Source organism: Algihabitans sp., assembly GCF_965226985.1.
In the GTDB taxonomy this organism is placed as follows: Bacteria; Pseudomonadota; Alphaproteobacteria; order Kiloniellales; family DSM-21159; genus Algihabitans.
In genome coordinates, this window is the sequence record NZ_OZ245712.1 from 1,496,185 (window position 1) to 1,520,597 (window position 24,413).

General features: G+C 62.2%; 25 protein-coding genes. 16 read left to right on the plus strand and 9 right to left on the minus strand.

Annotated elements, in window-relative coordinates; genetic code table 11:
* Positions 1 to 44: 44 nt before the first annotated feature.
* Both ACO054_RS06835 and ACO054_RS06840 read left to right on the plus strand, forming a co-directional pair.
* Positions 45 to 623: a TetR/AcrR family transcriptional regulator gene (locus ACO054_RS06835; protein WP_421709690.1), complete on the plus strand. Its 579-nt coding sequence runs from the start codon at positions 45 to 47 to the stop codon at positions 621 to 623.
* A gap of 56 nt (positions 624 to 679) precedes the next feature.
* Positions 680 to 1,429 (plus strand): alpha/beta fold hydrolase, encoded by a 750-nt coding sequence (locus tag ACO054_RS06840; RefSeq protein ID WP_421709691.1) that lies wholly within the window; start codon positions 680 to 682, stop codon positions 1,427 to 1,429.
* A 100-nt stretch (positions 1,430 to 1,529) separates the two neighbouring features.
* Here ACO054_RS06840 and ACO054_RS06845 read toward each other — a convergent pair whose 3' ends face one another.
* A complete protein-coding gene (locus tag ACO054_RS06845) occupies positions 1,530 to 2,492 on the minus strand; it encodes a sulfotransferase family protein (protein ID WP_421709692.1) in 963 nt (320 codons plus the stop codon).
* Positions 2,493 to 2,832: 340 nt separating this feature from the next.
* On the opposite strand from ACO054_RS06845, the gene ACO054_RS06850 reads away from it, so the two are divergent.
* Complete coding sequence (locus ACO054_RS06850; RefSeq protein ID WP_421709693.1) at positions 2,833 to 3,270, plus strand: GNAT family N-acetyltransferase; 438 nt, start codon at positions 2,833 to 2,835, stop codon at positions 3,268 to 3,270.
* Positions 3,271 to 3,358: 88 nt separating this feature from the next.
* On the opposite strand, the gene ACO054_RS06855 is transcribed toward ACO054_RS06850, so the two are convergent.
* Positions 3,359 to 4,369: a LacI family DNA-binding transcriptional regulator gene (locus ACO054_RS06855; RefSeq protein WP_421709694.1), complete on the minus strand. Its 1,011-nt coding sequence runs from the start codon at positions 4,367 to 4,369 to the stop codon at positions 3,359 to 3,361.
* Positions 4,370 to 4,480: 111 nt separating this feature from the next.
* Here ACO054_RS06855 and ACO054_RS06860 point away from each other — a divergent pair, with 111 nt between their 5' ends.
* The 4 genes from ACO054_RS06860 (at position 4,481) to ACO054_RS06875 (ending at position 10,445) form a co-directional block, all read left to right on the plus strand.
* A complete protein-coding gene (locus ACO054_RS06860; protein WP_421709695.1) occupies positions 4,481 to 6,811 on the plus strand; it encodes a DUF1989 domain-containing protein in 2,331 nt (776 codons plus the stop codon).
* Between the two features lie 28 nt (positions 6,812 to 6,839).
* Positions 6,840 to 7,796: a glycine betaine ABC transporter substrate-binding protein gene (locus ACO054_RS06865; RefSeq protein WP_421709696.1), complete on the plus strand. Its 957-nt coding sequence runs from the start codon at positions 6,840 to 6,842 to the stop codon at positions 7,794 to 7,796.
* Positions 7,797 to 7,879: 83 nt separating this feature from the next.
* Positions 7,880 to 8,929 (plus strand): quaternary amine ABC transporter ATP-binding protein, encoded by a 1,050-nt coding sequence (locus tag ACO054_RS06870; RefSeq protein WP_421709697.1) that lies wholly within the window; start codon positions 7,880 to 7,882, stop codon positions 8,927 to 8,929.
* A gap of 10 nt (positions 8,930 to 8,939) precedes the next feature.
* Positions 8,940 to 10,445, plus strand: a complete 1,506-nt coding sequence (locus ACO054_RS06875; protein ID WP_421709698.1) for an ABC transporter permease — start codon at positions 8,940 to 8,942, stop codon at positions 10,443 to 10,445.
* Positions 10,446 to 10,505: 60 nt separating this feature from the next.
* On the opposite strand, the gene ACO054_RS06880 is transcribed toward ACO054_RS06875, so the two are convergent.
* Positions 10,506 to 11,099, minus strand: coding sequence for a class I SAM-dependent methyltransferase (locus tag ACO054_RS06880; RefSeq protein ID WP_421709699.1), 594 nt, complete (start codon positions 11,097 to 11,099; stop codon positions 10,506 to 10,508).
* 102 nt (positions 11,100 to 11,201) lie between these two features.
* Positions 11,202 to 12,632: a DUF3179 domain-containing (seleno)protein gene (locus ACO054_RS06885; RefSeq protein WP_421709700.1), complete on the minus strand. Its 1,431-nt coding sequence runs from the start codon at positions 12,630 to 12,632 to the stop codon at positions 11,202 to 11,204.
* Positions 12,633 to 13,154: 522 nt separating this feature from the next.
* On the opposite strand from ACO054_RS06885, the gene ACO054_RS06890 reads away from it, so the two are divergent.
* Entirely contained in the window at positions 13,155 to 14,237 is a 1,083-nt protein-coding gene (locus tag ACO054_RS06890) for a hypothetical protein (protein WP_421709701.1), read from the plus strand.
* 187 nt (positions 14,238 to 14,424) lie between these two features.
* Here ACO054_RS06890 and ACO054_RS06895 read toward each other — a convergent pair whose 3' ends face one another.
* Positions 14,425 to 14,910 carry an AAA family ATPase gene (locus tag ACO054_RS06895; protein WP_421709702.1) on the minus strand — a complete coding sequence of 162 codons (486 nt, stop codon included), beginning with the start codon at positions 14,908 to 14,910 and terminating at the stop codon, positions 14,425 to 14,427.
* Between the two features lie 226 nt (positions 14,911 to 15,136).
* Between ACO054_RS06895 and ACO054_RS06900 the strand changes: the two genes are divergently transcribed.
* The gene (locus tag ACO054_RS06900; RefSeq protein ID WP_421709703.1) at positions 15,137 to 15,535 is read left to right on the plus strand and encodes a cupin domain-containing protein; all 399 of its coding nucleotides are present in this window, start codon (positions 15,137 to 15,139) and stop codon (positions 15,533 to 15,535) included.
* Between the two features lie 34 nt (positions 15,536 to 15,569).
* Here ACO054_RS06900 and ACO054_RS06905 read toward each other — a convergent pair whose 3' ends face one another.
* Entirely contained in the window at positions 15,570 to 16,370 is an 801-nt protein-coding gene (locus tag ACO054_RS06905) for a helix-turn-helix transcriptional regulator (RefSeq protein WP_421709704.1), read from the minus strand.
* Positions 16,371 to 16,570: 200 nt separating this feature from the next.
* Here ACO054_RS06905 and ACO054_RS06910 point away from each other — a divergent pair, with 200 nt between their 5' ends.
* The 3 genes from ACO054_RS06910 (at position 16,571) to ACO054_RS06920 (ending at position 19,500) form a co-directional block, all read left to right on the plus strand.
* Positions 16,571 to 18,025 (plus strand): MFS transporter, encoded by a 1,455-nt coding sequence (locus ACO054_RS06910; RefSeq protein WP_421710341.1) that lies wholly within the window; start codon positions 16,571 to 16,573, stop codon positions 18,023 to 18,025.
* A 164-nt stretch (positions 18,026 to 18,189) separates the two neighbouring features.
* On the plus strand, positions 18,190 to 18,729 hold the full coding sequence (locus ACO054_RS06915) for a uridine kinase family protein (RefSeq protein ID WP_421709705.1): 540 nt from the start codon (positions 18,190 to 18,192) through the stop codon (positions 18,727 to 18,729).
* A gap of 57 nt (positions 18,730 to 18,786) precedes the next feature.
* The gene (locus tag ACO054_RS06920) at positions 18,787 to 19,500 is read left to right on the plus strand and encodes a DUF4336 domain-containing protein (RefSeq protein ID WP_421709706.1); all 714 of its coding nucleotides are present in this window, start codon (positions 18,787 to 18,789) and stop codon (positions 19,498 to 19,500) included.
* Between the two features lie 193 nt (positions 19,501 to 19,693).
* Here the strand turns inward: ACO054_RS06920 and ACO054_RS06925 are convergent, their stop codons facing one another.
* The 3 genes from ACO054_RS06925 to ACO054_RS06935 form a co-directional block, all read right to left on the minus strand.
* Positions 19,694 to 20,446 carry a transmembrane anchor protein gene (locus ACO054_RS06925; RefSeq protein WP_421709707.1) on the minus strand — a complete coding sequence of 251 codons (753 nt, stop codon included), beginning with the start codon at positions 20,444 to 20,446 and terminating at the stop codon, positions 19,694 to 19,696.
* Positions 20,447 to 20,466: 20 nt separating this feature from the next.
* Positions 20,467 to 21,141: a HupE/UreJ family protein gene (locus tag ACO054_RS06930; RefSeq protein WP_421710342.1), complete on the minus strand. Its 675-nt coding sequence runs from the start codon at positions 21,139 to 21,141 to the stop codon at positions 20,467 to 20,469.
* A gap of 120 nt (positions 21,142 to 21,261) precedes the next feature.
* Positions 21,262 to 21,648, minus strand: a complete 387-nt coding sequence (locus ACO054_RS06935) for a hypothetical protein (protein WP_421709708.1) — start codon at positions 21,646 to 21,648, stop codon at positions 21,262 to 21,264.
* Positions 21,649 to 21,700: 52 nt separating this feature from the next.
* On the opposite strand from ACO054_RS06935, the gene ACO054_RS06940 reads away from it, so the two are divergent.
* The 4 genes from ACO054_RS06940 to ACO054_RS06955 all read left to right on the plus strand — a co-directional run bounded on the left by ACO054_RS06940 (position 21,701) and on the right by ACO054_RS06955 (position 24,391).
* Entirely contained in the window at positions 21,701 to 21,958 is a 258-nt protein-coding gene (locus ACO054_RS06940) for a metal-sensing transcriptional repressor (protein WP_421709709.1), read from the plus strand.
* 5 nt (positions 21,959 to 21,963) lie between these two features.
* Positions 21,964 to 23,274 carry an MFS transporter gene (locus ACO054_RS06945; protein WP_421709710.1) on the plus strand — a complete coding sequence of 437 codons (1,311 nt, stop codon included), beginning with the start codon at positions 21,964 to 21,966 and terminating at the stop codon, positions 23,272 to 23,274.
* Between the two features lie 10 nt (positions 23,275 to 23,284).
* On the plus strand, positions 23,285 to 23,530 hold the full coding sequence (locus ACO054_RS06950) for an aldo/keto reductase (RefSeq protein ID WP_421709711.1): 246 nt from the start codon (positions 23,285 to 23,287) through the stop codon (positions 23,528 to 23,530).
* Positions 23,531 to 23,836: 306 nt separating this feature from the next.
* Positions 23,837 to 24,391: an RNA polymerase sigma factor gene (locus ACO054_RS06955; protein ID WP_421709712.1), complete on the plus strand. Its 555-nt coding sequence runs from the start codon at positions 23,837 to 23,839 to the stop codon at positions 24,389 to 24,391.
* Positions 24,392 to 24,413 lie beyond the last annotated feature (22 nt).

Below are 24,413 nucleotides of genomic sequence, written 5' to 3' on the forward strand. Positions count from 1 at the left end.
CTCAATTCTTGCCCTATGGTCAAGGAGGCCGGGAAATGGCGCGCATGTCCGGCGCAGACCGTCGCCGACAGATCCTGGAGGCCGCCACTGAGGCGGTGTTGCAAAGGGGCTTGGCGCAGGCCGCAACGCGGGACGTGACCCAGGCCATCGGCGTCGGGTCGGGGCTGCTCCACCACTATTTCTCGTCTTGGGCCGAGCTACGCGCCGAGGCGGTGCGCCTGACCGTGGCGCAGGAAGTCCAGGAGCTGAAGGCACTGCTTTCCAGCTTGCCGGCGCGCGCGGCGTTGGAACGAATGGCAGACTGGATGGTCGAGGACGACGACATGCGGCACTGGCGGCTCTGGCTGAATGCGCTCGATGAGGCGCATCGCGATCCCTTGCTGGCCGAGGTGATGAATGCGGCTATGCTCGAGTGGCACGGACTGATCGCGGATCTTTTGCGCCGGGCCGGGGCCGAGCAGGGGAGGCGGTCTCTCGATGCCGAGGCCGCCGGCTGGCGGCTGGCGGCGGTGATGGACGGGCTGGCCGGTGCCCTGCTGGTGACGGGCTCGGTGGTCACTCCGCCGATGGCCCGCGACGCGATCAGGGCCCAGCTTCGTTTGGAACTTGGCGAGACCGACTGAGGGGAACGGCTGCGTCTCCCGGATCTCGCTCGCGCCGAAATTAGAGCATTCACGCGATGACGGATCAGACGGACACCATTGTGCGGGGAGAGGGCGCCGCTCTGGTGTTTCTGCATGGAGCTGGCGTCGACAAGGATCTGTGGCACCCGCAGGTCGCGGCTTTCTCTAAGGCCTACAAAGTGGTGGTTCCCACTCTGCCCGGACACGGAAACCTGGAGGCTGTACCCGACGTTCCCGCTATGGCGGAGGCCGTCCGTGCAGAGTTGACCACGCTGGGCATCGGGCGCTACGCCCTTGTCGGCTTGTCGCTCGGTGGCATGGTGGCCCTCGAAATGGCCGGCCGTTGGCCGAACGATGTGACCCACTTGGTGATGATTGAATCCGTTCCCAGCGTCACGGACAGTCGGGCCGCAAAGGCCGTGGCCGAGCGTCTGCTGTCGCTGTTGCGCCTTGTCAGCCCGCGACTCCTGGCGGCACTTCCGGCGCGCTGGATGGGGGCCAAAACCGAGGATACAGGCCGTTACCTTAAGGCCGCTCTTCGGCGCATGAGTCGGGCGAACACCGTCACCGTTCTGAAGGCGGCGCTGGCCTACGACGGGCGCCGGCACCTCAAGCAGCTTTCAATGCCGACCATGGTCATGGTGGCCGAGAAGAACACCTCCATCCACGACCATGCGCGACGCATGGCGGACGCTGTTGACGGCTGTCGCTTCGTGACGATTCCCGGCGCTGGCCATATCGCCAATCGCGACGCCCCGCGCTTCGTCAACCGAACAATCCAGGTCTTCTTGAAAGACCAGCTCTGAAAAGGGGCGCGCGACCGATCTCCGGTCTTCATAGACTGAGTACATGAGCGTATCGCGAAGGTCCGGATACTCCGCCAGGCTCAGAAAGTTCAGACGTCGTTCAGCAGTCGAAGCCGGGATAGCCGTAGTCTTGCAGATCGAGCCCGCGCGCTTCCGACAGAGCGCGGCATTGGGCGGCGGCAAAACGCCGGATCAGGGACCGAGATTCGGGAGAGGGCCGGATCGCTGGGCGCCAGTCGATCCGATGGCCGACCTGCGAAGCCTTGGTCAGGAGCGCGCCGATCAAGTTGGGGCCTCGATTGACCCAGCGTTGCCGCAGGTACCAGAAAACGAATTCCGGCCGGGTCGGCCCGGGATTGCGCACCGTGTGGCGATCGCGGTGCAGGCGAAGGAAGGGGGCTTCTGAGACGCCGAGCCAGTCCGACAGGCGTGCGAGAAACTGCTCGGGCCTCTCGCGGAACTGCTCGTAGACCAGCACCAGCACTCTGTCCGGGCCGAACTGCCGTTCATAGGCACGCACGAGGTCGTGGAAGCGCAGCGTCTGCGCGTAGCTGAGCGGATGGTTGGCCTGCGTCAGCGTCTGCTCAACCCAGGCGTTGAAGGTGGGCAGAGGCGGCTGACCTTCGCGCTGATATTTCAGATGCTGCAGGTAATTCGAGACTAGGTAACTGACCGGATGGCGGATCGTCAGCAAGATCCGGGCCTCGGGAAAGAGATCCTGGGCGAGCGAGGCCTTCGCCTCGAGTCCCGCGCCGAAGTGCCCGGTGAAGCGCTCTTCGGAGATCAGGCGGCAGAGGCGGCCTTCCCGCGTTCTATCGATTTCCCATCGCAGATAGGCGCGATGGCACTCGCGCGCGGCCTCCAGATCCGGCGAAGACCTGACCCAGCGGACGAAGTCATCGAAGGGGCTGTGTTTCGGGAAGGGACCGCCTTTTCGCGCCAAGGCGAAGTAGTCGATATCGGGATGCTGCGCGAAGTAGATCTGCTGCAGCGTCGAGGTGGCCGTCTTCGGCAGGCCCACATGCAGGTAGAGCGGGGGCGCCTGCACTGCGGACGCGGCCATCGCCGCCGATCGACCTCCGGCGTCTTGCGACGCGTCCGCAGTGCCCTGGACGTTGCTGTCTTCTCTGCTGGGCATGACAGCAGGGTAGAGAGAGGAACATACCTGGGCATGAGACAAAGGCAGGATGCCGATATGCCATTTGGGTTGCCGATAGACGGCACTTTACCTTTTCTCATACCTGAGACTGTGACGCTGAGGCGATCTTCGGGCCGAGGCCGAGGGTACCTCCGGTTCCCTTCACGGTTTTAACGCGGCGGGTGTTGAAGCGGCGGCGGCGATATGGTCACTGGTGCGCATGTCCATCGCCATCAGACCCGCCCGCAGGCCGGATGCGCCCCGCATGTGCGACCTGTTGAACGAAATCATCGCAAGGGGCGGAACGACTGCCTTGCGCGATCCCTTCTCGGATGACCGAATGATCCGGGACTTCATCGAGCCGCCCTTGGGTATCGGGTGTTTCGTCGCGGAGTCCTCTGAGGGGATCGTCGGCTTTCAGGCGTTGGAATGGAGCGACCCGAACTGGACCGGGCCCAATCCCTTGCCGGCCGACTGGGCCTTTATTGCGACCTACGTCGCACAGAGCGTTCAAGGACGGGGCATCGGCCGCCGCCTCTTCGAAGCGACCCGTGCTGCGGCCGAGGCCGCCGGGGTCGTGGCCATCGACGCCAACATCCGAAAAGAGAACCTAGTCGGCCAAGCCTACTACAGCCGGATCGGTTTCCGGGACTACCGGTCGGACAGTGAGGCCGTTTGCAAGAGTTTCGTTTTGTCGCGCTGAAGGCTGTTCGCAGTCTCTCGGTGGGTATGATGGTGGGGCGCCCGAGACTCCGGTCCAAGAGGGGCCGAGCGCGACCGGCGCGCGGCGTTCACGCGATCTCGCGCGTGGATCCCCGAACGATCAACTCGACCTCGATCAGTTTCGACTCCGGAAAGACGTCGTCTTCGATCCACTGGACCGCTGCCTCCGCCGCCATCCGACCCATTCTGGCCACCGGCAGATGCACCGAGGTGATGCCGGGTAGGGTGAGTGAGGAGGCGGGCAGGTCGTCAATCCCGACCAACGAGATGTCCGTCGGTACGGTCAGTCCACGTCTCTGCAACCCAAGCAAAGCGCCCAAGGCCAGCACATCCGAGGTGCAGAGAACCGCCGTGCAGGCTGTCTTGACGGCGAGCAGATTCTGCACGGCGAGTGCGCCGCCCGCCAAAGTGATGTCGGTTTCGAAGCTATGGATCTCGATGTCCGGGGCCAGGGCTTCGAGCCCGGCGAGACGTGCCCGGGTCCTATCGTTGTTTTCGGCGGGACCGTGGATGACGGCGATTTGCCGGTGTCCGGCATCATACAAAAACTGCAAGGCCAGTCGGGACGCCGCCGCATTGTCGTAACCGATGGTGGGCAGGGCGTAGTCCTTGTCGTAGTAGGAGGTAGCGATCGCGGGCAAACGCGTGCGCGCAACCAGGGCGTCGAAGGCCGGGCTGTGGGTGATCCCTGAGACGATCAACGCCTCGGCACCGATATCGACGAGGCGCCGCGCTTTCTCCGCCTCGGTCTCCAGATTTCCCTCCGTGGTCGCGACGACGAGGGACAGGCCGGACCTGTCCAGTTCTTGCTCCAGAGCCGCCAGGAATTTGGCAAAGATCGCGTTATCCAGGGTCGATACCAGGGCGCCGACGACCCGCGTGCGCCCGGAATTGATCGCGCGCGCTGCCGCGCTGGGCACGAAATGCAGGCAGTCGATGACGCTCTGAACCTTCCGGCGCGTGTCTTCCGAGACGACGTCGGGACTGTTCAGGACACGCGAAACCGTTGCGACGGAGACCCCGGCGGCTCGGGCGACATCCCTCAGGTTCGCGCGCTTCTTGTTCAGCTCTTCCGGCACGTCTCTTTCAGTTTTGCGCGGATGTGAAAGACAATTTCAAAAAACTTGACACATGAAACTAGTTTCAACAACCTGTGTAACTGGTTACATTCGTTGTTCTTCGGGAAAACGATGTCGAACCAGGCCGTTATCCACGACTTCACCAACATCGGACTTCTTTCGTCCGGTCGGTCCTTTGCCGGTTTCCCCAAGGCGCAGCAGGGATCGCTTCACAGCCTCGCGCCACGCGAGGTCCTACGTCTGAAGGTCCGGACCGGCGATCTTGTGTCCTTGACCGGACCTTGGGCCGAGGGAGACCTTCAGGTGGCTGCCTTCGGCCCGAGGGGTGAGGCGGCGCTGGCCTCCCTGAGCTTGAAAGCCTCGACATCTCTGAGCGTCGGGGACTGCGACTGCGCGCCGTTCTTGGGCTGGATCGCGGCGCAGGGCGGCGACACGACGGCCCCTATTCCCACAGCCGCAATCCCAGCCGGCGACCATGCCCCCTTGGTCCTCAAGGCAGGGGACGCCGCGACGCTCTGGATCCTGAGACTGGCTGGGCGCGAGCAGTTGGTTTCGGGCGCCGGCCGAGGGGCGGTTACGGTCGCGCATCGCCCCGCGATGCGGAGCGGTCCCGTTCTTCCGCCCGAACTGGGTGAGATTCGCGAGGAGTTCACCGTCAGCCGCGGCACCGGTCGCGCCTATGAGGTCGCGCCGGGAGAAGTCATCCAGATCGTCGACATCGAAGGTCAGCAGTGTTCGGATTTCGTCGCGTTGCGCGCGGACGGGCTGGACAAGGGCGAGGAGTGGGGGATCGACAGCACTGCGACGCGCTCGCTGGTGCGGCGGAGCTATCCCGGCCCCGGACTGCTGGACAAATTCTTCGATCAGGAGATGCGTCCGCTTCTAAGAGTGGTGCAGGACACCTGCGGCCGGCATGACACCTTCGGTTTGGCCTGTACGGCGCGCGGTTACGAGGAACGGGGCTTCCCCGGCCATGCCAACTGTTCCGACAACATCTCGGATGCGCTGTCGCCGTTTGGCGTGGCGCGTCGTTCCGCTTGGCCGGCGGTCAACTTCTTCTGGAACACCTGGATCGATCCGCAGGGGCATCACCTGCTGACGGAGGAGAGTCACTCTCGCCCCGGCGATTACGTCGCCTTGTGCGCCCTTGAGAGTCTCGTTTGCGTGTCGACCGCCTGCCCGGACGACATCGATCCCATTAACGGTTGGAATCCGACCGATGTGCATGTGCGGATCTATCGGTCCGGTGCCCCGATCCGCCGGGCCGTCGGCTATCGGGAAAGGGAAGACGCGCCGATGTCGATCAGCCAGGAGTCCGCGTTTCACGAACGTCTGGAGCCGCTGACGCAGCACTTCGCGCCGGTTCGGGACCTGTGGCTGCCCGTCAGCTTTCCGTCCTACGGCGCGTTGGGTGAGTACTGGGCCTGCCGAAGCGCCGTGACCCTTCAGGACATGAGCGGGCTGCGTAAATACGATGTGGTAGGCCCGGATGCGGAAAAGCTGTTGCAGCAGGCGACGACGCGCAACGTGGCGAAGCTGCCCGTGTGGCGCGGGTCCTACACGCTGATGTGCGACGAGACCGGCTCGGTTATCGATGACGGGACGCTCTTTCGCCTGGGAGACAGTCTTTTCCGCTGGTGCTGCGGCTCCGAAGAAAGCGGTCGGGCGCTGGAGGAATTGGCCAGGGATCGCGGCTATCAGGTGCGTATCCACGCCCTGCGCAATGCGCTTCCGAACCTCGCGCTTCAAGGGCCGAAGTCGCGCGACCTGCTGCGCGAGATCGTCTTTACACAACCGCATGTGCCGACGTTGGATCAGCTCAAGTGGTTCGGTGTCACCATCGCACGCCTGAACGACCGCGAGGGGGCGCCCTTCATGCTGTCCCGCTCGGGATACACCGGCGAGTTGGGCTACGAGATTTTCTGTGCAAAGAGCGATGCGGTGGCGATCTGGGATGCGGTCATGCGGGCCGGAGAGGCCTTCGGGATTACGCCAATGGGGTCGGCAGCGCTGGAGACGATCAGGATCGAAGCGGGACTGGCCTCCGCCAACGCCGAGTTCGCGCCGGGTGTCGATGCCTTCGAAGCCGGTCTCGGTTTCGCCGTGGATCTCTCCAAATCCGACTTCACCGGAAAGGCGGCGCTGCAGCGCAATGCCGAGAACCCGCGTCGGGTCCTCAAGGGGCTGATTCTGGCCTGCAGCGACGTGCCGGCTCACGGTGCTCCGGTCTTTGCCGCGGAGCGCCAGGTCGGTGTGGTGACCTCGGCCACCTACTCACCGTCGCTCGAATGCAGCATCGCCATGGCGCGGCTCGCTGTCGAGCATTCGGAAAACGAAACCAGGCTGGAAATCGGGCAACTCGACGGCCGCATGAAGCGCCTTGGCGCGCGCGTTGCGGACGTCCCTTTCATAGACCCGCAACGCAGCCGGGCGAGAGCATAACCGTTCATGGGACAGGGAGAGCGATAGAATGAACAGACTGACACAAGTGACCGCCGCAGTGGTTCTCAGTCTTGGTACGACGGGGGCGATGGCGCAGGAACGGGTGATGATCGGCGAGCCGAGCTGGCCTGGCGCCCGCATCATGGCCAACCTGATCGGCCAGGTGATCGAAACGCGCCTCGGCGGCGAGGTGGGCTATGCGCCTGGAGCCAACGCCGTAATCTTTGCGGCGATGGACGGCGGGCGTGGCGACATCGACGTGCATCCTGATGTCTGGTTGCCCAATCAGCAGAGCTTCGTGGAGCAGTATGCGGCGAACGTGACTCTCTCCTCCGGCTCCTACGAGGGCCGCACGGGACTTTGCGTTCCGACCTACATGGCCGAAGAGCACAACATTCGCACCATCTACGATCTCGCGACGCCGCAGGCGCAGGATCTCTTCGACAGCGACGGGGACGGCATGGGGGAGATTTGGGTCGGTGCCTCCGGCTGGGCCTCAACCAACATCAATCTAGTCAAGGTGCGCGACTACGGAATCCAAAGCTTTCTGACGCCCACGACCGAGGATGAAGCGGTCTTCTATGCCCGCCTGCGCGATCTTATCGCCAATCGCCAGGGAACCGCCTTCTACTGCTACAGTCCGCATTTCGTGCATGCGCTCTACGACGTGACCATGATCGAGGAACCGAGTTTCGTCGCCTCCCTCTACAACATGGTCTCGGCCGACGAGTCCGCGAATTGGTTCGAGGAAAGTTCGATCATGACCGGCGACGAGGTGAAGAAGGTCCACGTGGCCTTCTCCAACTCGCTCGAAGAGCGCAATTCGGTCGCCGCTTCGTTCCTTGCCAACATCGATATGGAGGCGACCGAGCTGTCGGCTCTGACCTACAGCGTCGTCGAGCAGGGACGGGCGATCGACGAAGCCGTGGCGGCCTGGATCGAGGCCAATAGTGAAGTCGTCGACGGCTGGCTCGGCCTGAACTGATCGACAGGCGCAGGTGAAAGTCCCCCTGGGCGGCCAAGGCGCGCGCTCTGGGGGACGAGCCAGGCGACAGTGGGGGCGTCACTTTGGCAAGTGAGCACGCAATCGACGCGCGGGGCGTTTGGAAGGTCTTCGGCGACCGGGCTGAGGAGGCACTTGCGGCCATCCACTCGGAAGGCCTCGGCAAGGCTGAGGTCCTGTCGCGTTTCGGCTGCGTGGTCGGCGTGGCCGATGCCACCTTCCAGATCGCCGAGGGCGAACTCTTCTGCATCATGGGTCTGTCCGGCTCCGGCAAGTCGACCCTGGTGCGTCACGTCAACCGCTTGCTGGAACCCACGGCGGGACACATCCTGATCGACGGCGAAGACGTGATGGGGCTTGGCTCGGAAGACTTGCGCGAGCTGCGCAATCACAAGGTCGCGATGGTGTTCCAGAACTTCGGCCTGATGCCGCACCGGACCGTCCGCGACAACGTGGCGATGCCGCTGGAAATTCGCGGCGCCGGCAAGGCCCGGCGCTGGGCCGAGGCTGACCGGGTGCTGGAGATGGTCGAGCTGACCGGGTGGGAGGACAAGTACGCCCACGAGCTTTCCGGCGGCATGCAGCAGCGTGTCGGTTTGGCGCGCGCCATCGCCTCCGACCCGGAGATCCTCCTCATGGACGAGCCCTTTTCGGCGCTCGATCCGCTGATCCGCAAGCAGCTGCAGGATCAGTTCATGCAGCTCAGCCGCGAGCTGAAGAAGACCACGATGTTCATCACCCACGATCTCGACGAGGCGATCCGCATCGGTCACCGCATCGCGATCATGAAAGACGGGCGCATCGTGCAGATCGGCACGCCGGAGGAGATCATCCTCGATCCCGCCGACGACTACGTGTCGGACTTCGTCGCGGGCATCTCCAAACTCAACATGATCTTCGCCCATTCGGTCATGACGCCGTTCGATCAGTTCAAGGCGCAGAACGGCGCGTTGCCCGAGGATGTGAAGGAAGCGCATCCGGAGATGGATCTCTCTAGCTTGATGGATCTCTGTATCGAGGGATCAGGCATCGTGAAGGTGGTGGCCGACGGCAAGACGGTAGGTGTCATCAACCGTTCGGGGCTGATCCGGGCGATCAAGGAAAATCAGGGGTAGGGGCGGAGCCATGGCGGAGACGCGCGACAGCGACATCACTCGGCTGGAGCCCCTTATCGAGGAGTTCGTCGGCCGGAACGCGTCCTACTACCGCCGCGCGTTCGATGCCATGTTGCGGGCGCCCGGCTATCAGTTCTCTCTCAACTGGGCTGCCGGTCTGCTCGGGCCGATCTGGTTCGGCGCGCGGGGGCTTTGGAGTTGGTTCCTGGGTATGCTGGTGCTGGAGACGGCCGCCTTCATCCAGATCGGTATGGGGGTGTTCGGTGACCTCGGTGCGGCGGAACGCGCGCGGGCGGCGAGCATCCAGGCGACGCTCGATCTGCGTTATCAACAGATCGAGGCTGCCGAGAACGCCGGCAACACCTCTACGGTCGAAAGCCTGCGGCGTGCCGCCGAGTCTCTCGAAGGTGCGCTGGTCGATGCGCAGGCCGCGGCCACGGCGGCCGATGCGACCGGCCTTTGGTTCGTTGCCTTCGGCCTCGTCGCGCTGGCCGTCATCAAGTTCGGCGAGGCAGCGCTGGCCAATTGGACGCTTGAGCACCAGTTTTCCCGCTGGCGTTCGGATCGCACGGTGGCCCACGGCTGGTCGATGAAACGGATGGCGATTGCGGCTGCTCTCTTTGCCGGTACGGTCGCCCTCTCGACGATTCAGTTCGCCCAGCCCAGTGCCTTTGCAGTCTTGGGAAGTTTTCCGACCAATCGCGATTGGCGGCTGGCCGTCGGGGATTGGCTGCAGAACGGGTTCGACTGGTTACGCACTGCCGGACGCGGCGTTTTCGACTCGATTACCACGGGCATGCGGAGCCTGCTGGACGCCATCGAGGTGGTCTTGGTGGACACGCCTTGGCCGGTCGTCGCCTTCGTGATCCTGATGCTCGCTTACCTCTCTGCAGGCCCGCGCGTCGCGATCTTCACCGGAGCGGCCCTGGCCTACCTGGGGCTATTGGACTTTTGGGAGAAGGCGATGACGACTGTCGCGCTGCTCGGTGCGGCGGCGCTGATCTCGATCTCCCTCGGCATCCCCTTCGGCATCTTCTGCGCCCGCAGACCCCGCGCTTTCGCCGTCGTTCGGCCGATCCTGGATTTCATGCAGTCGATGCCGAGCTTCGTCTATCTGATCCCCGTGGTGGCCTTCATCGGCTCGGGCAAGCCGGCCGGCGTGGTGGCGACGATGATCTTCGGGTCTCCCCCGGTGATCCGCTTCACGGTTCTGGGCCTGCAGCAGGTGCCCGAGACGGTGCGCGAGGCCGCTTTGGCCTTTGGTGCGAGCCCCCGCTATCTGCTTTGGCGCGTTGAGTTACCCCTGGCCGCCAAGACGATCATGGCCGGCGTGAACCAGACGATCCTTCTGTCGCTTGCGATGGTCGTCGTGGCCTCGCTGATCGGGGCGCAGGGCCTGGGCGAGGACGTGCTGGAGGCGCTGCAGTTCGCCGCCGCGGGCCAAGGCCTCCTGGCCGGTCTCGCGATCCTGTTCTGTGCCTTGATTCTGGATCGCATTGTCGCAGGAAAGCGCTGACCTACAGCTCCGGCGTCTTGATTGCGGCGTACGGGGCTTCCGCTTGAGCAAGCTCTGAAGCTATGCGGCCGGCCGAGCGGGCTCTTTCCAGGCTTCGTAGTAGTAGCTCTCGCCCTCGTCGAGATGTTCGCGCGTCACCCGCAGTCCGGAGCCGGCGAGAAGGCGGCGGTACTGCTTGGCGCCGAGCGAGGTCGACTCTCGGCCGGTCAGATGGTCCACCCAGCTGCAGGCCTGACGGGGCGCCGAGAACAGAAGGCTGCCGCGCGGCTTGAGCGCGCCCGCTATCTTCCGGAGCAGGCTGCACTGTCTGTCCTCCGGCAGCAGGAAGAGCAGCCCGATCGCGATCGCTCCATCGAACGTCCGTTCGAAGAAGCGGCTGCATTCGGCGGGTTCGCACGCGATCTCAACGGTGGGCAGATGGCGCCGGAAGGCCGCGACCATCCTGGGGGAGGCTTCGACAGCACAGACATCGAAGCCGTCGTCGACAAGAGCCGCCGTCAGCGGCTCGCCGGAGCCGGCCCCCACGTCGAGGACCGATCCTCCGCGAGGAAGCGCGGTGGCCCACTCTCGGACCGTGGCGAGCCCGCTCGAGGAGCGAAGACGCATGAAGTCTTCGGCAACCGCGTCGTAGCCGTTCGACCCGTCCTGAGACAAAACCCTCTCCCGCTCGAAGAGGCTTCAGCTTGATCTGAATCCGATACTATGTCGACGGCCGAGCTTGGAGCGGGAGCCTCTCTGCTGAAGCTGCGCAGCGCGTCATTCAGGCCAGAGTGCCGTTTGAGGATAGAACTGCGACCAGGCAAACCAGAAGGCCTGATGGCTTCCTATGTCGGAACCGTCGGCATCCACGGCCCTGATACCGCCGGCATCGAGTTCCAGGCGGACGTTCTCGAAAGCGATCTCCTCGCCATTCCGCAGAGCCAAGAGCGCGCTGCTTCGTTGAAACGCCACCGGCTTGCCGGAGGCCGTGATCGCCCCGATTACGTCCTCCTGCACCGGTAGACGCGGATCGACGTCGCCGACCGGAAAGATCGGCCCGTTCGCATCTCTCGTGTTGCGAAAGTCCGGATCGCGACCCAGAGCCAGCCGTTCGACCAGTACCGTCGTTTCCGGGTGATCTCTCTTCCAGCGGCCCCAGTCGGTCGTGACGACGGTGGCTTGCCTCAGCTGTATATTCTTCTCCGCAAGCGGGCCCGTCACGGCGTGACCCAGAAAGGTGTCGAAGACGGAGTAAGTGGTGAGGTCGTACATGACCTTGTTGGATCGATAGAGAAGTCCCGAGGTGCGCAGAATCGGCCGCTCGACGCCCTCGGGCAATTCGTCGGTGAAGTAGGCCTGCGCGGCTCCGCACAGCGTGCAGTAGGGGATTCCGAGATCGCGTCCGCCCAGGGTGTCGTTGACCATCTCGCGCACCTCCATGATGCGGCGCGGATAGGCCCGTGATTCACCGTTTATCGTAATACCGAAGACGACATCGTCGTCGTTCAGCCAGGTCGCGTCCTCCGCGCTGCTCACTTCCGGGTTGTCGGCGGCGGGGATGCAATTGCAGACCTCGTCGGTCGCGTCGTGAGGACGATTGTCGATCAGCACGCCGCCCCACGAGACGTATCTCCAGTCGATATCGCCTTCGACAAAGATCCTGTCCCAGCCGGGAATGATACTCGTGTAGATCGCCCGTTTTACCTCGAGATAATCAGGCGGCGCCGGAATGTCCCAGGCGATCAGATGGTCAGTCACGACTCCCCAGGCGTTCTGGGTCTGAAAGTCCTTACCCAGCAGATCGGAGGCGGCAGCCGTGAGTAGCGCGTTCAGTTCGCGTCCGCCGGCGAAGCGCAAGAGATCGCTGATCAGCCAGGCGAGGCGAGGGTCGTCCGAGTCCGAGATCTCGGCAAGTGCCAAGGTCTGATCGCTTCCCCAGCCCGGGCGGGCCATGCTGTCAACGAAGGCCACCTTTACGGCGGTCTCCAGCTCCTCGGACAGCGGGCCCTCGGGGATCGGCGGAGGCGTGCCGAAGGTCTCAATCACGTGATCCGACAGCGCTGTCGTCTGCTGGGCTCGCAGGGCATCGGTCCAGAACGATGCGAAAATCACCAACACCCCGACGAGGCAGATGCGGGCCAGGGAGATTTGGGCCCGAAAGATGTTGGCGGAGAAGTGGTTGGATCTGGAACTGCTAGCCGATGTCATGACTGCGCCTTTCGCGTGACGATCTCACTCCTGAAGCGCAATCCTGCGCGAGGCCTCACAAGTCGCCAACGTTTTTGCCGGCGCAATCCGCCGTGCGAGGTTCGACCATAGGGGCCTGATCGAGATTATGACTTCGTGCGACCCGGCCATTCATCACGATTGCATCAGCAACCGGTGAACAGCGCCGGCGGGAACTCCCCAAGCGACCGGGCCGTGTCTGTCGTTTGGAAAGGTTCGGCTGGGGTGGGGAGGGGGCCCGACCTCAGGGTCTGGTTGGTCGCCGTCGGCGCGCGTCAGCCCAGGTCCTGCACAAGCTTCAAGCTATCGGTACCGATGCTCCGGCCCACGATGACCGGGCCATGAAAGCTGTAGGAAAGCCTTCGCCGCCGCGTTGTTAAGGCAGCGCTCCTTATGAGCGCTTTGCTGCTGACAACCGCTTTGAGTCAATGCCGCTATCTAAGAGCCTTGCCGGCTCTTTCATTTGCCGAATACTGTACCCTGGAATCAGACTGAGGAGCATGGATGAGCACACGGCTTTACGTGCCATTTGATGTCTTTGCCATGCAAGAAGACGTCAGCGTTTCCATGCTGGTGCGGGACGGCAGTCTTGGGTGGACATGCGGCCAGTGTCCGCTCGACCGTGAGGGAAATGTTGTCGCTCCCAACGACCTTGTATCAGAGGCGCAGTTTGTTTGTGACATGATCGAAGCCGTGGTTCCACGTGGCAGGTTCGATCAGACCGAGATCGGGAAACTCAACGTCTACTTCGCGGCAAACTCACCTGGCGATGGCGCAGCCGCGCTTGCGTTGATCCGTGAACGCAATCCGCAGGCGATCATCTTGCCGATCCAAGTACCGCACTTTTACTACGACGGCATGATGATTGAGGTCGACGTGTTCGCAGCGACGGGATCGCAGCCGCGAAAGACCTCTGCTGCATCATCAGCAATTGAAATCGTCGATGCTGACGATGTGACCTGGGCGTTCGTTCGAGCAAAGCCGGATAAGGGCCAGACACTCGCCGAAGCGGTCACTGACATCGAGGCTACCCTTCGGGCCGAGAACCTTTATGCGCGCAATCTCATCTCCGATCAGTGGTTCGCTTCCAAGTGTTTTGCCGGCTCTGCTCACACGTTGTTGGCGACAGGCGGTTCGGCATTCATTTCTTTGGCAGATGGGATAGTGCTTTGCGGGGACCATGCGCACGGCCTAGTGGCGGCGGACCTGGCGTTTTCCCGGCGAGACGTATCAGTCAGCGAAACTGATCATCGTAGCAAAGAGGGTAGGCTCTACGCGCGGGATGATGGCGTTCAGCGTTTCGTCACTGGAGTACACGCGGACCCCCAAGGCGATCTCGTCACCCAGACGAGCGCGATCATGTCCAGGATCTCGAAGGACCTTGAATCGACGGGCATGTCCTTTGCGAACGTCGTCAAGTTGACAGCGCACTACGTTGGCGGCGCGTCGGCCGAGGAGCTTCACGGCAACATGATGGTGCGGCATAGCCATTATCAGAAGCCCGGGCCAGCTTCGACAGGTTTACCCGTCTCATCTCTCCTCGACAAAGACTGTCGAATCGCCATCGCTGTCATGGCCGTCCGCTGATACATCAGCAACCTCCGCTGCATCCGCAAAGCAGGCATCGAACGGGCGTAGTAAAGCATCGCACAATCGTCGGTGAATGGCGGGTTATGCGTAGTGAAAGTGCGGGTCCGGTCTCCGGTAAGAAGGGCCGGCGGGTGGGCACCTTTACCGACGGAGGCAATTGTAGCATGGCCATCGTTCCCCAAGCCTAGTTTGCAGCGGACACCACTGCATCAAGGACGACTTCAGGGCTTTGCGTGGCATCGATTTCGTTTGTCGCGATCCGGCGCAACAGCGGTTCGACTTCCTCTAGATTCGCGACAATTCGTTCAGCCTCGGCCGTTGTCTTGCCGTAGGGGTTGTTCGTGCGCACGGCAACGCGCGCCAACAAGACTTCGGCGGGGGCGCTAAGAAGAATGATTCGGTCGAATAGGGAGGTGAAAAGACCCATGTTTGGCCCGCAGCCGGCAAGGAAGAGCGGCTCATCGGTCGCCTCAGTGAGAAGCTCGACAAGCCTCGCCTCGTCCCACATCCAGTCGTATCCGGGTGTGGCGCCGGTAGGGTTCCCCTCGCAAGGCACCCAGTGCGACCAGCCATTGACATCGAGGTCAACCGCGCGCCACCCGGCTTTCGCCATCGCCTCGACGACTGTCGACTTCCCGGTCCCAGACATGCCGGTGATCAACACCTTCATTGAGTCAAAACCCTCACCGTGTGGTGATGCCGTCGCGCTAACAGGTCTCAAATGAGCAGTATTTGGCTGTCAGCGAGAGTAATAGGATAAATTCCTCCATTGTGGAGGTATTTGGGGACTGTCTATTGCTTCGATGTCACGAGGGGTTTGTCATAGCGGTCGGCATTCTCGCTGTCTCTATGACACTCGCTTCATAGTCATGACTATCAAACCAAAGGCAGAACAGATGACAGTCCAGCTTCTCAAAAACGAGAGCCTCGAGGAACTTCAATATCAGGACCTGAAAGTATTTGTGGCTGATGCGATTGGCCCGAAGAACAGTTCATCGATGACAGCCGGCTATGCCAGGTTCGAGGTGGCTGGTGAACGAATGGAATGGTCTTTTTCATATGACGAGGTGCTCTACATCACGCGCGGCGCGATCACGATCCATTTCGACGGCAAGTCGGTGACGGGTCGGCCCGGTGAGATGATCTTCATCGAAAAGGGCACGAAGGTCGTCTATGAGACCGCCGAGGACGGGTCCGCACTCGTTTATGTCAGCTACCCCGATTGGCAGGCGACACAGTCGGATTCGGAGTTCAAGCAATTGATGGATCGCTTTCATCCCGCCAACGGGAAATGAGACCTCCGAAATACCCGGCCTTTCCCGATAGTGGTTATGCTGTGGCCGGGAAGTAGACGATCATCTTGAGGTGACGGTGCTCATCCACGGTCAGCATCTGGTGATCGAAGCTGAGAAGCGTGTCGCCGTCTTCTGCAAGCAAACCGCTGATGCCTCTGGCGCAGATGTCCATGCCGGGTTGTTCCATCCAGCGGCGGAAGTCGGGCGACACCTTCTTCAGGTCTTCGACCAGCCAAAGCATGTCCGGATCGTCGGGCGCGGCGGCCAGATCGTAGCGGAACTGCGCGACCAGGCGGGGCGCATCCTCTGTCCATTGGGGCAGGCGCCGCCGCAGGTTCGGATCGGCAAAGACCATGCGGATGATGTTCCGGTCGTGCTGCTCCCGATCGGAGAAGCTGAACAGACGATCGGCCGTCGTGTTCCAGGCGATGGTGTCCCAGCGAAGATTGGACACGTAAGCCGGCCGTTCGACTAGATCATCCAGCAATCGCTGAACCAGCGGATCGACCGATGGCCATTGACGGGCCTCCGGCGGTGGCGGTCGCCTGTGCGCCAGCAGGAAAAGATGGCTGCAGTCGGCGTCGCCCAGTTTGAGAGCTTTGGCGATTTTGAGAAGAAAACTCTCCGACACCTGAATGTCGCGGCCTTGCTCGAACCATGTGTACCAGGTGAGCCCAACGCCTGCGAGGGCTGCGACCTCCTCTCGCCGGAGCCCCGGCGTGCGTCGCCCGCCGGTGGTCGGCAAGCCGACATCGGCGGGGGTGAGCGCTTTCCTGTGGCGCGTGACGAACTCGGCGAGGTCGGGTTTATCGCGTGCGAGCGTTCGGCCAGACAAGACTGTCACTTCTGGTAATATGATGATTTCTTACATTGTAACAGTCTAATGGTAGCTCGATTTTCCGCCTCAGACAAGGAGGCGACATGACAGTTCATCACGATGCAGAGGCTACGTCGGTCCAAGGTAAGACGCTATCGGCCGCCAGGGCCGGGGGGCGCCAATGGCTGGGGCTGGCGCTGCTTTCCCTACCGACCATCTTGCTCGGCCTCGACCTGACCCTGTTGCATTTGGCGCTACCGGCCTTGGCCGCCGATCTGCAAGCCACCAGTACGCAGGCGCTTTGGATCATGGATGCTTATGGCTTCATGATCGCAGGCTTTCTCATCACCATGGGCACGCTCGGCGACCGGATCGGACGGCGCAAGCTGTTGTTGATCGGCGCCGTTGCTTTCGCGATCGCGTCGGTAATCGCGGCGTTTTCGACCAGCGCCCCTATGCTGATTGCGGCGAGGGCCGCCCTCGGCGTGGCCGGTGCCACCTTGATGCCGTCCACCTTGGCGCTCATCAGCAACCTCTTCGCGGATCCGCGTCAGCGTGCGATCGGCTTCGGTGTCTGGGCGACCATGTTCGCCCTTGGTATGGCGATGGGACCGATCGTGGGCGGGGCGCTGTTGGAATACTTCTGGTGGGGTGCCGGCTTCCTGCTTGCCGTGCCCATCGTCGCGCTCTTGTTGGTGCTCGCTCCTGTTCTGTTGCCCGAATACCGCGCGCCGAATGCCGGGCGGCTCGATCTTGTCAGCGTGGTCATCTTACTGGCTGCCATGCTGCCGGTCGTCTACGGCATCAAACAGATTGCCAAGTTCGGGGTCAGCTTCGATGCGGTTACCGCTGCTGTGGCAGGCGTCCTCTTCGCCGTGCTCTTCGTTTGGCGGCAAAGGCGGCTTTCCGATCCGCTGCTCGATATGAGCCTGTTTGGCAACAGAGCCTTTTCCGTCGCGCTGATCGTGCTGCTCTTCGGGCTGGTTGCTGTCGGCGGAACGATGTTGCTGGTGACGCAATATCTGCAATTGGTGGCCGGCTTTTCCCCGCTTGTCGCAGGTTTGTGGATGGGGCCGCCGGCGCTTGCCATGGTTGCCGCTGGCATCGGCGCGCCGCTTGTCGCGCGGTATGTCCGGCCCGGCTTCGTCGTATCGGCCGCGCTGGCTCTGTCAGTCGTCGGCTATCTCATGCTGACCCAGTTGGGTGACGCCGCAACGGGCGTCGCCCTGGTCGTTGCCGGCTTCTCGTTGGCCTATCTCGGCCTTGGCACCATCGCGGCGCTCGGCACCGGTCTGGTCGTTGGATCGGCGCCAGCCGAGAAGGCCGGGTCCGCCTCGGCCATGTCCGAAACGGTCCAGGACCTCGGCGTGTCGCTCGGCATCGCTGTTCTCGGCAGTCTCGTCACCGCTATCTATCGCAACACAATGCTCGACCGCATACCCGACACGCTGGGCGACGAGGCCCGCCTTGCGGTGAGCGACAGCCTCTGGGCGGCCTCCACCATCGCGGCGGACCTGCCAACCGGGCTGATCGAAGAGGCACAGAACGCGTTCATATCGGGGTTCAACGGTGCGGCGATCTTCAGTGCCGTCAGCGTAACGATCCTCGCCCTCCTCGCGGCAGTCATGCTGCGGCACGTCGAACCCTTCGGACCCTCCGATGATGGGCATTGAACGAATCGCGGAGGGGCCGGTCCTCCTCCAAACGCCGTACCGCTTACGACCGCTTTCAGCCCATTGTATCTGCTACCCCTTCGCAGCAATACTTCGGCATGACTCTATGCTGGGCCCAACAGGTCGAGCGCCTCATATGTGACATTGAGGCTCGTGCACAGGACATGAGCAGGCCGCTGTTGGTTTCGATCGACGGCAAAAGCGGCTCTGGAAAGTCGACGCTTGCCGAAATGATCCGTCAGAAGGTGAGGGCTTCGGTCATTTCCGGAGACGATTTTTTCGCAGGTGGCGAAGCGGTTACAAACGTGAGTCCTGAAAAGCTGGTGGAAATCTGCATAGACTGGCAAGCCCTGCGGAGAGTGCTCAAGCAGCTCCATCTATCCGAGGCAGCTTGCTTCTTCGCGTATGACTGGATGGCCTTCGATGGTTCGAGAAAATCGGAGATGACATGCATTGAAGCTTTGGACGTTGTTTTGCTTGAGGGTGTCTATTCCGCAAGACCTGAGTTGCGTGACCTTGTCGACCTGACCGTCTTGCTCGAAATATCTGATGGGGAGCGCCTTAGACGCCTTCTAGCACGAGAGGGTAAAATCAGCCCTTGGGAACGGCAATGGCACTGTGCGGAGGACTGGTACTTTGCAACATCCGCACCGCGAGAGTCCTTTGACGTTGTCTTGGACGGAACAGCGGCGTCCGCGACATAGCCCTGAACCGCTTCGTCTCTGGTACCAACCTTGATTGTCTCATAGGTCCATCAAGACATGGGTATTCAACAGTCGTTTGGACCGGAGATCTGGACTGTAGACGGCGATAGCCTCCGCATGTTTGGAGTCCTGCCTTTCACAACAAGAATGACGGTCATCCGCCTAAGGTCTGGAGGTTTATGGGTTCATTCGCCGGTCTTGCCAACGCCGGAGCGAGTGCGCGCCATCGGCGAACTGGGCCCGGTCGAACACCTGGTTGCACCCAATAAGATCCATAGTCTTGGCATCAAACCTTGGAAGGAATGCTATCCGTCAGCGAAGGTCTGGGCTTCACCCGCCTTCTCTAGACGTCACCCTGAAATTGCGATCGATGAGGTGTTGGCGAACGGCGTGGAAACAGTATGGAGTGACGAGATCACTCATTGTGCAGTTGAAGGGCATGCGATTCTTGATGAGGTGGTCTTTTTGCACAAACGCTCAAAGACGCTCATCGTCACGGACCTTATTCAGAAACATGAGGCGGCCAGCGACTCTTGGTTCTGGCGCAGTGTGAAAGCCCTGAATGGCATTTTGGGCCGCGGCGGTGGCGTTCCACGCGATGTCAAGCTGAGCATTCGGGACAAGGTTGAGTTTCGCCGGAGCCTCACGGCCATTCTAGACTGGGATTTTGAGAACCTTGTTCTGGCGCACGGTCACTGTCTGCGCGGCGGAGCGAAAAAGGATGTGAGCCACGCTTTCAGTTGGATCACGGACGCCTCGAGCTGCAATTGAAAGACAGCAAACCATCGGAGCGGGAAATAGTCGTCGAAAGACGGCATCTACAGAAATGGCCGCTTTGAGCCGATACTAGCGCCAAGCACGACGTTTCTTTCCGCTACCCGCCAGCCCACGCGATCGCGCTATGCGGTAACGTCAAGGCAACGGCGGAACTGCCACAACAACAATAATTGCGCGGCGCCGTACGTTAGGGTGAAATCATGCGGTCGTATTCGCCGCGTGTTCGCAAGGTGAAGGTCACCGGTGCATCGGTGCGGTTGCGCCAGAACCAGCCGTGATTGCCGTCGAAAGCCGCGACAAGCTCTCCTGATTGGTCCGGCACGGCGCGTCCCTTTTCGTAAGTGACGCTTTGTCCGCCACCGTCGCCATGGGTGTCGAAGTTGAGAACCGCGCCGTTGGCCGTCCATTCGAATTGTGCGCGGGCACCTTCACTCATCACCAGCTTGATTTCGATGCCCTGCGTCGGGGCCAGCGTGTAGCTGACCTCGTCGCGCCATTGCGGCAACGCCTGTTCCGGTGCGGGAGCCACAACCGCCGGTGCGGCAGGTGGCGCAAGCGCTTCGGGCACGGAAGTTTGGGCGCGCGCGGTGCCAAGCGCCGCGGCGATGGCGGCAACCTGGGCCTCCAGCGCGTCGAGCCGTGCGAGAAGAGCCGGATCGGCGGAAACCCGTTCAGCAGCGGCCTGGGCCGCCAGAGCGGCGTCCTCGTCGGCGGTTTCCGCATAGAGCTGCTGCTTGATCTCGCCCATCTGGGTCAGCCCCATCACACGGCCGAGCCCCGTCGGATCGACGCCATATTCGGCTGGCAGCCAGAACAGCGCTAGGACGCACAAGGCGGCGGCCACGGCGCCAAGGGTGGTCCGTATGAGCTCGCGAGGTGTTGCCTTGACGCCAAGGATATGGCCGGCGGCGTCTGTGTTTTCAAAAGTCTGGTTGGTCATCTATTTGGATCTCCCGCCGATTACGCGGCGACAAAATAGCCGGTGATCTGAAGGCCCATGAGGGCGAACCCGGCGGTCATCATGAGGACGTTCACGGCGTAGGCTTGCCGCGCAAAGGAAACGGTGGCGCGCCAGTAGCGCATCACGACGAGGATGGCCGCGAGCGCGAGAAGCTGGCCGATCTCGACGCCGACATTGAAGGCAATAAGGTTTGGCCAGAGCCCGTCCGGCGAGATGTCGTAATCGATGATCCTAGACGCTAGCCCGAAGCCGTGGAGGAAGCCGAACAGCAGCGTGGCGGCCTTGGTCGATGGCTGGACGCCAAACCAGAGCCGAAAGGCGCCGAGATTGTCGAGCGCCTTGTAGACAACCGAAAAGCCGATAATGGCGTCGATGATGTAGCTCGATATGCCGAAATCGAACGCGACCCCGAGCAGCATCGTGGTCGAGTGCCCGATAGCGAATAGCGAAACATAAGTCGCGATCTGCTTGAACCCGTAGAGGAAGAAGATCACGCCGAAGAGAAACAGAATGTGGTCGTATCCGGTCACCATGTGCTTGGCGCCGAGATAGAGGAACGGGATGAGGTGAACACCCGTCACTTCCTGGATATAGCCTTTATCGCCGAGCGTGACGGCATGTGCGAAGGCCGTCTCCACCCAGGCGAAAGACAGGGCGACGGCGAGTAGGAGCATGGTCGCGTGGCGCACGCTAAGCCCCCGCCCGCGCGACGCGACCGGTAGAAATGTCATATGTGATGATCCTTGTTTGAACAGTCTGATGATGCGTTGGTCAGGCGCGATTTGTGGTTCTGTTCAGACGGATCTCGGCGGCCGCATCGGCCCCTCGGGCATAAGGTTTCGCAGGGCGTCGCTAAAAGCGCATCTGCTTTTGTCTGGAAGCGGTGTGGGCGTACTCGACGGCTGGCAGATCAATGCGTGAAGCGGGTGGTCATGGTCTGCCGGACTATGTCCGCCAAACGGACTGTTATGGACGCCACGTTCAATATCGTCGTGGTTGTGGTTGTCGCTGTGGTCGTGCGCAGCGACTTCCGTCGTTATCGAGAGGGCGGACGTATGAGCCGCGGGACCATGGGTCAGGATGACGATGAGCGGCGCAACGATCAGCGCAAAGGCAGTCGTCAGCGTGATCAGGCTGCGCGCCGCCTGCCAGGTCCTGCAATTGCGCGGCGTCTCGCCCATGCTGCCTCCTCTTCCGGTTGCCATATCCCCCCAGGGGGGATATTGATCTTGTATGACAGAACCACATCGGCACGCAACCCATCCCGGCATCGTCAGGCGGCTGAAACGTGCCGACGGCCATCTTCGCCATGTCATCACCATGATCGAGGAAGGCCGGGAATGCACCGACATCGCGATGCAGCTTCAGGCTGTAGAGAAGGCGGTGACCGCCGCCAAGCGCACACTCATTCACGATCACATCGACCATTGCCTTGACGCCAACGGCGAGAACGATCTCGTCGAGATGAAGGCGCTCGCCAAACTGCTTTAGCGGCTATGCTCAGTGTCCTGTCCAACCGTACCTATCGCAACTTGTTCGCCGCGCAGGTCGTCGCGCTTGTGGGTACGGGTCTTGCGACCGTTGCGCTGGGGTTGCTTGCCTGGGACCTAGCCGGCGGCGATGCCGGTCGGGTGCTGGGCACGGCGCTGGCGATCAAAATGGTCGCTTATGTAACGCTATCGCCTGTCGCGCAGGCTTTCGCCGACCGGGTTCCACGGCGAACTCTGCTCGTGACGCTCAACGTGATCCGTGCTGCTGTTGCTGCGGCGCTGCCCTTCGTCACCGAAGTCTGGCAGATTTACGGACTGATCTTTCTGCTTCAGGCGGCGTCGGCCGGATTCACGCCCGCCTTTCAGGCAACCATCCCCGACGTGTTGCCCGACGAGGAGGACTACACCAAGGCCTTGTCGCTGTCGCGGCTCGCTTATGATCTGGAAAGCCTATTATCGCCCATGCTGGCCGCGGCACTCCTGACTGTAGTGAGCTTTCCATTGCTGTTCGGCGGCACGGTGATCGGGTTTGTCGCCTCGGCGCTGCTGGTGCTGTCGGTCACGCTGCCATGGCCAAAGCCCGACACGCGGCACGATGTCTGGGCACGGGTCACCCGCGGAACCCGGATCTATCTTGCGACGCCAAGACTCAGGGCGCTGCTTGCGCTGTCCTTTTCCGTTGCAGCCGTCGGCGCCATGGTCATCGTCAACACCGTGGTTTTGGTGCGTCAGGACCTTGACCTTACTGACGAAGCGCTGGCGCTGACGCTCGCGGCCTTCGGCGCGGGCTCGATGGTCGCAGCGCTTGGCCTGCCGCGCCTTCTGGCAAAACGGAACGACCGGCGCGTTATGTTGATCGGAGCGGCAGGCATGACACTGGCGCTGGCCGCGATGGGCGCTACGGGTGGGCTCTACGGGCTTCAGTGGAGTTGGTTGCTGGCCGCTTGGTTCCTGGTGGGCATTGGGTATTCGGCGACCACTACGCCATCGGGTCGCCTCCTGCGCCGTTCCGGGCACGCTGAAGACCGCCCGGCGCTGTTTGCGGTGCAGTTTTCGCTGTCGCACGCCTGCTTCCTGATCACCTATCCGCTGGCGGGATGGCTGCAAGCCGCCCATGGCAGCGTCACGGCGATGCTGATACTCGCCGTGCTCAGCGCCATGGGGCTGGTAGCCGGTATGCTGCTCTGGCCGCGTCATGACGCGGTCGAGATCGCGCACAGCCATCATGGCCTTCCGCCCGACCATCCGCATATCGTCGGTGGCGGCCGGCACAGCCATACCTATGTGATCGACGATCTCCATCAGAGATGGCCGTGAAAGCCCGATCTTGCCGTGTAAGTGGGTATTCATTGTCGCGCTCGCTTGGCTGATGGCGCAGGGCCCGTCAGTCGTTCCGATCCCCGGCACGACGCAGTTGCCGCACCTGCGCGATAACATCGGTGCCACACAGCTCACCGTCTCCGACGATGAGCTGATGGCGCTGACGGCCGCGCTCGACGCCATCGAGGTGCGCGGCGAGCGCGCGCCGCCGATCGTCATGGAGTGGAACGGCACCGAGGCGCCGGACGTTTGACGCCGCCAGTCACACGACGGGCGGCGGGGGTGATGATGCCCCGCCGCCGGAGTGGACACCAGAAATCTGCCCGACAGGTGTAATTTTCTCCGATCCATCTCCGTCTTAGGTGAAGAGAACTAAGGAGAGACCTATGACAGAGACCAATACCTGCGCCTGCGATAACTGCCCTCCGTCCTGCGACTGCGCGCAGAACACGCCGGCGGACGGCCGGTGCTGTTGCGGTGACAGCTGCACCTGCGATGCCTGCTCATGTGGGCCAAGCTGCGGATGTCCAAACACGGCGAACTAAGCTAGCCTCCGGCCATGTCAGAGTTTGATGCAAAGGCCTGCGTCGGCTCTGCTTTGCGCACGCATCGCAGCGAGCTGAGGCGTTACGTGGCGTCCCGGGTCGGCCCGGACGACGTAGACGATGTGCTTCAAATCGCGGCACTGCGCGCGATCGAGAGGGCGAGGGACTTGCGGGACCCGGCGCTGGTTCTGCGATGGCTCTATCGTGTGCATGCCAACATCGTGATCGATCTCGGTCGCAAGACTGCAAGTGAGCGGCGTTTGCTGGAGGCAATGGCCCTCGAAGCGGAGCCGGTCGCCAGCAGGGACGAGCCTGTCTGCGGCTGCAGTATCGCGCTGGCCCGGCAGCTCAGCGCCAACTACGCCGCGATCCTCGATCTTGTCGATATCGCCGAGGGGTCTCTGACCCAGGCTGCGCGCACACTCAATATCTCCGTCAACAATGCAACGGTTCGGCTCCACAGAGCGCGCGCGGCCCTCAAGAAGCTGATGCTGGAGCATTGCGGCGTAACCAGTTCCAGCGCCTGTAGCGACTGTCGATGCGTCTACAAGGGATGCTGTCAGGGCTGAAACGACGCTGCTTGTCAGAGAA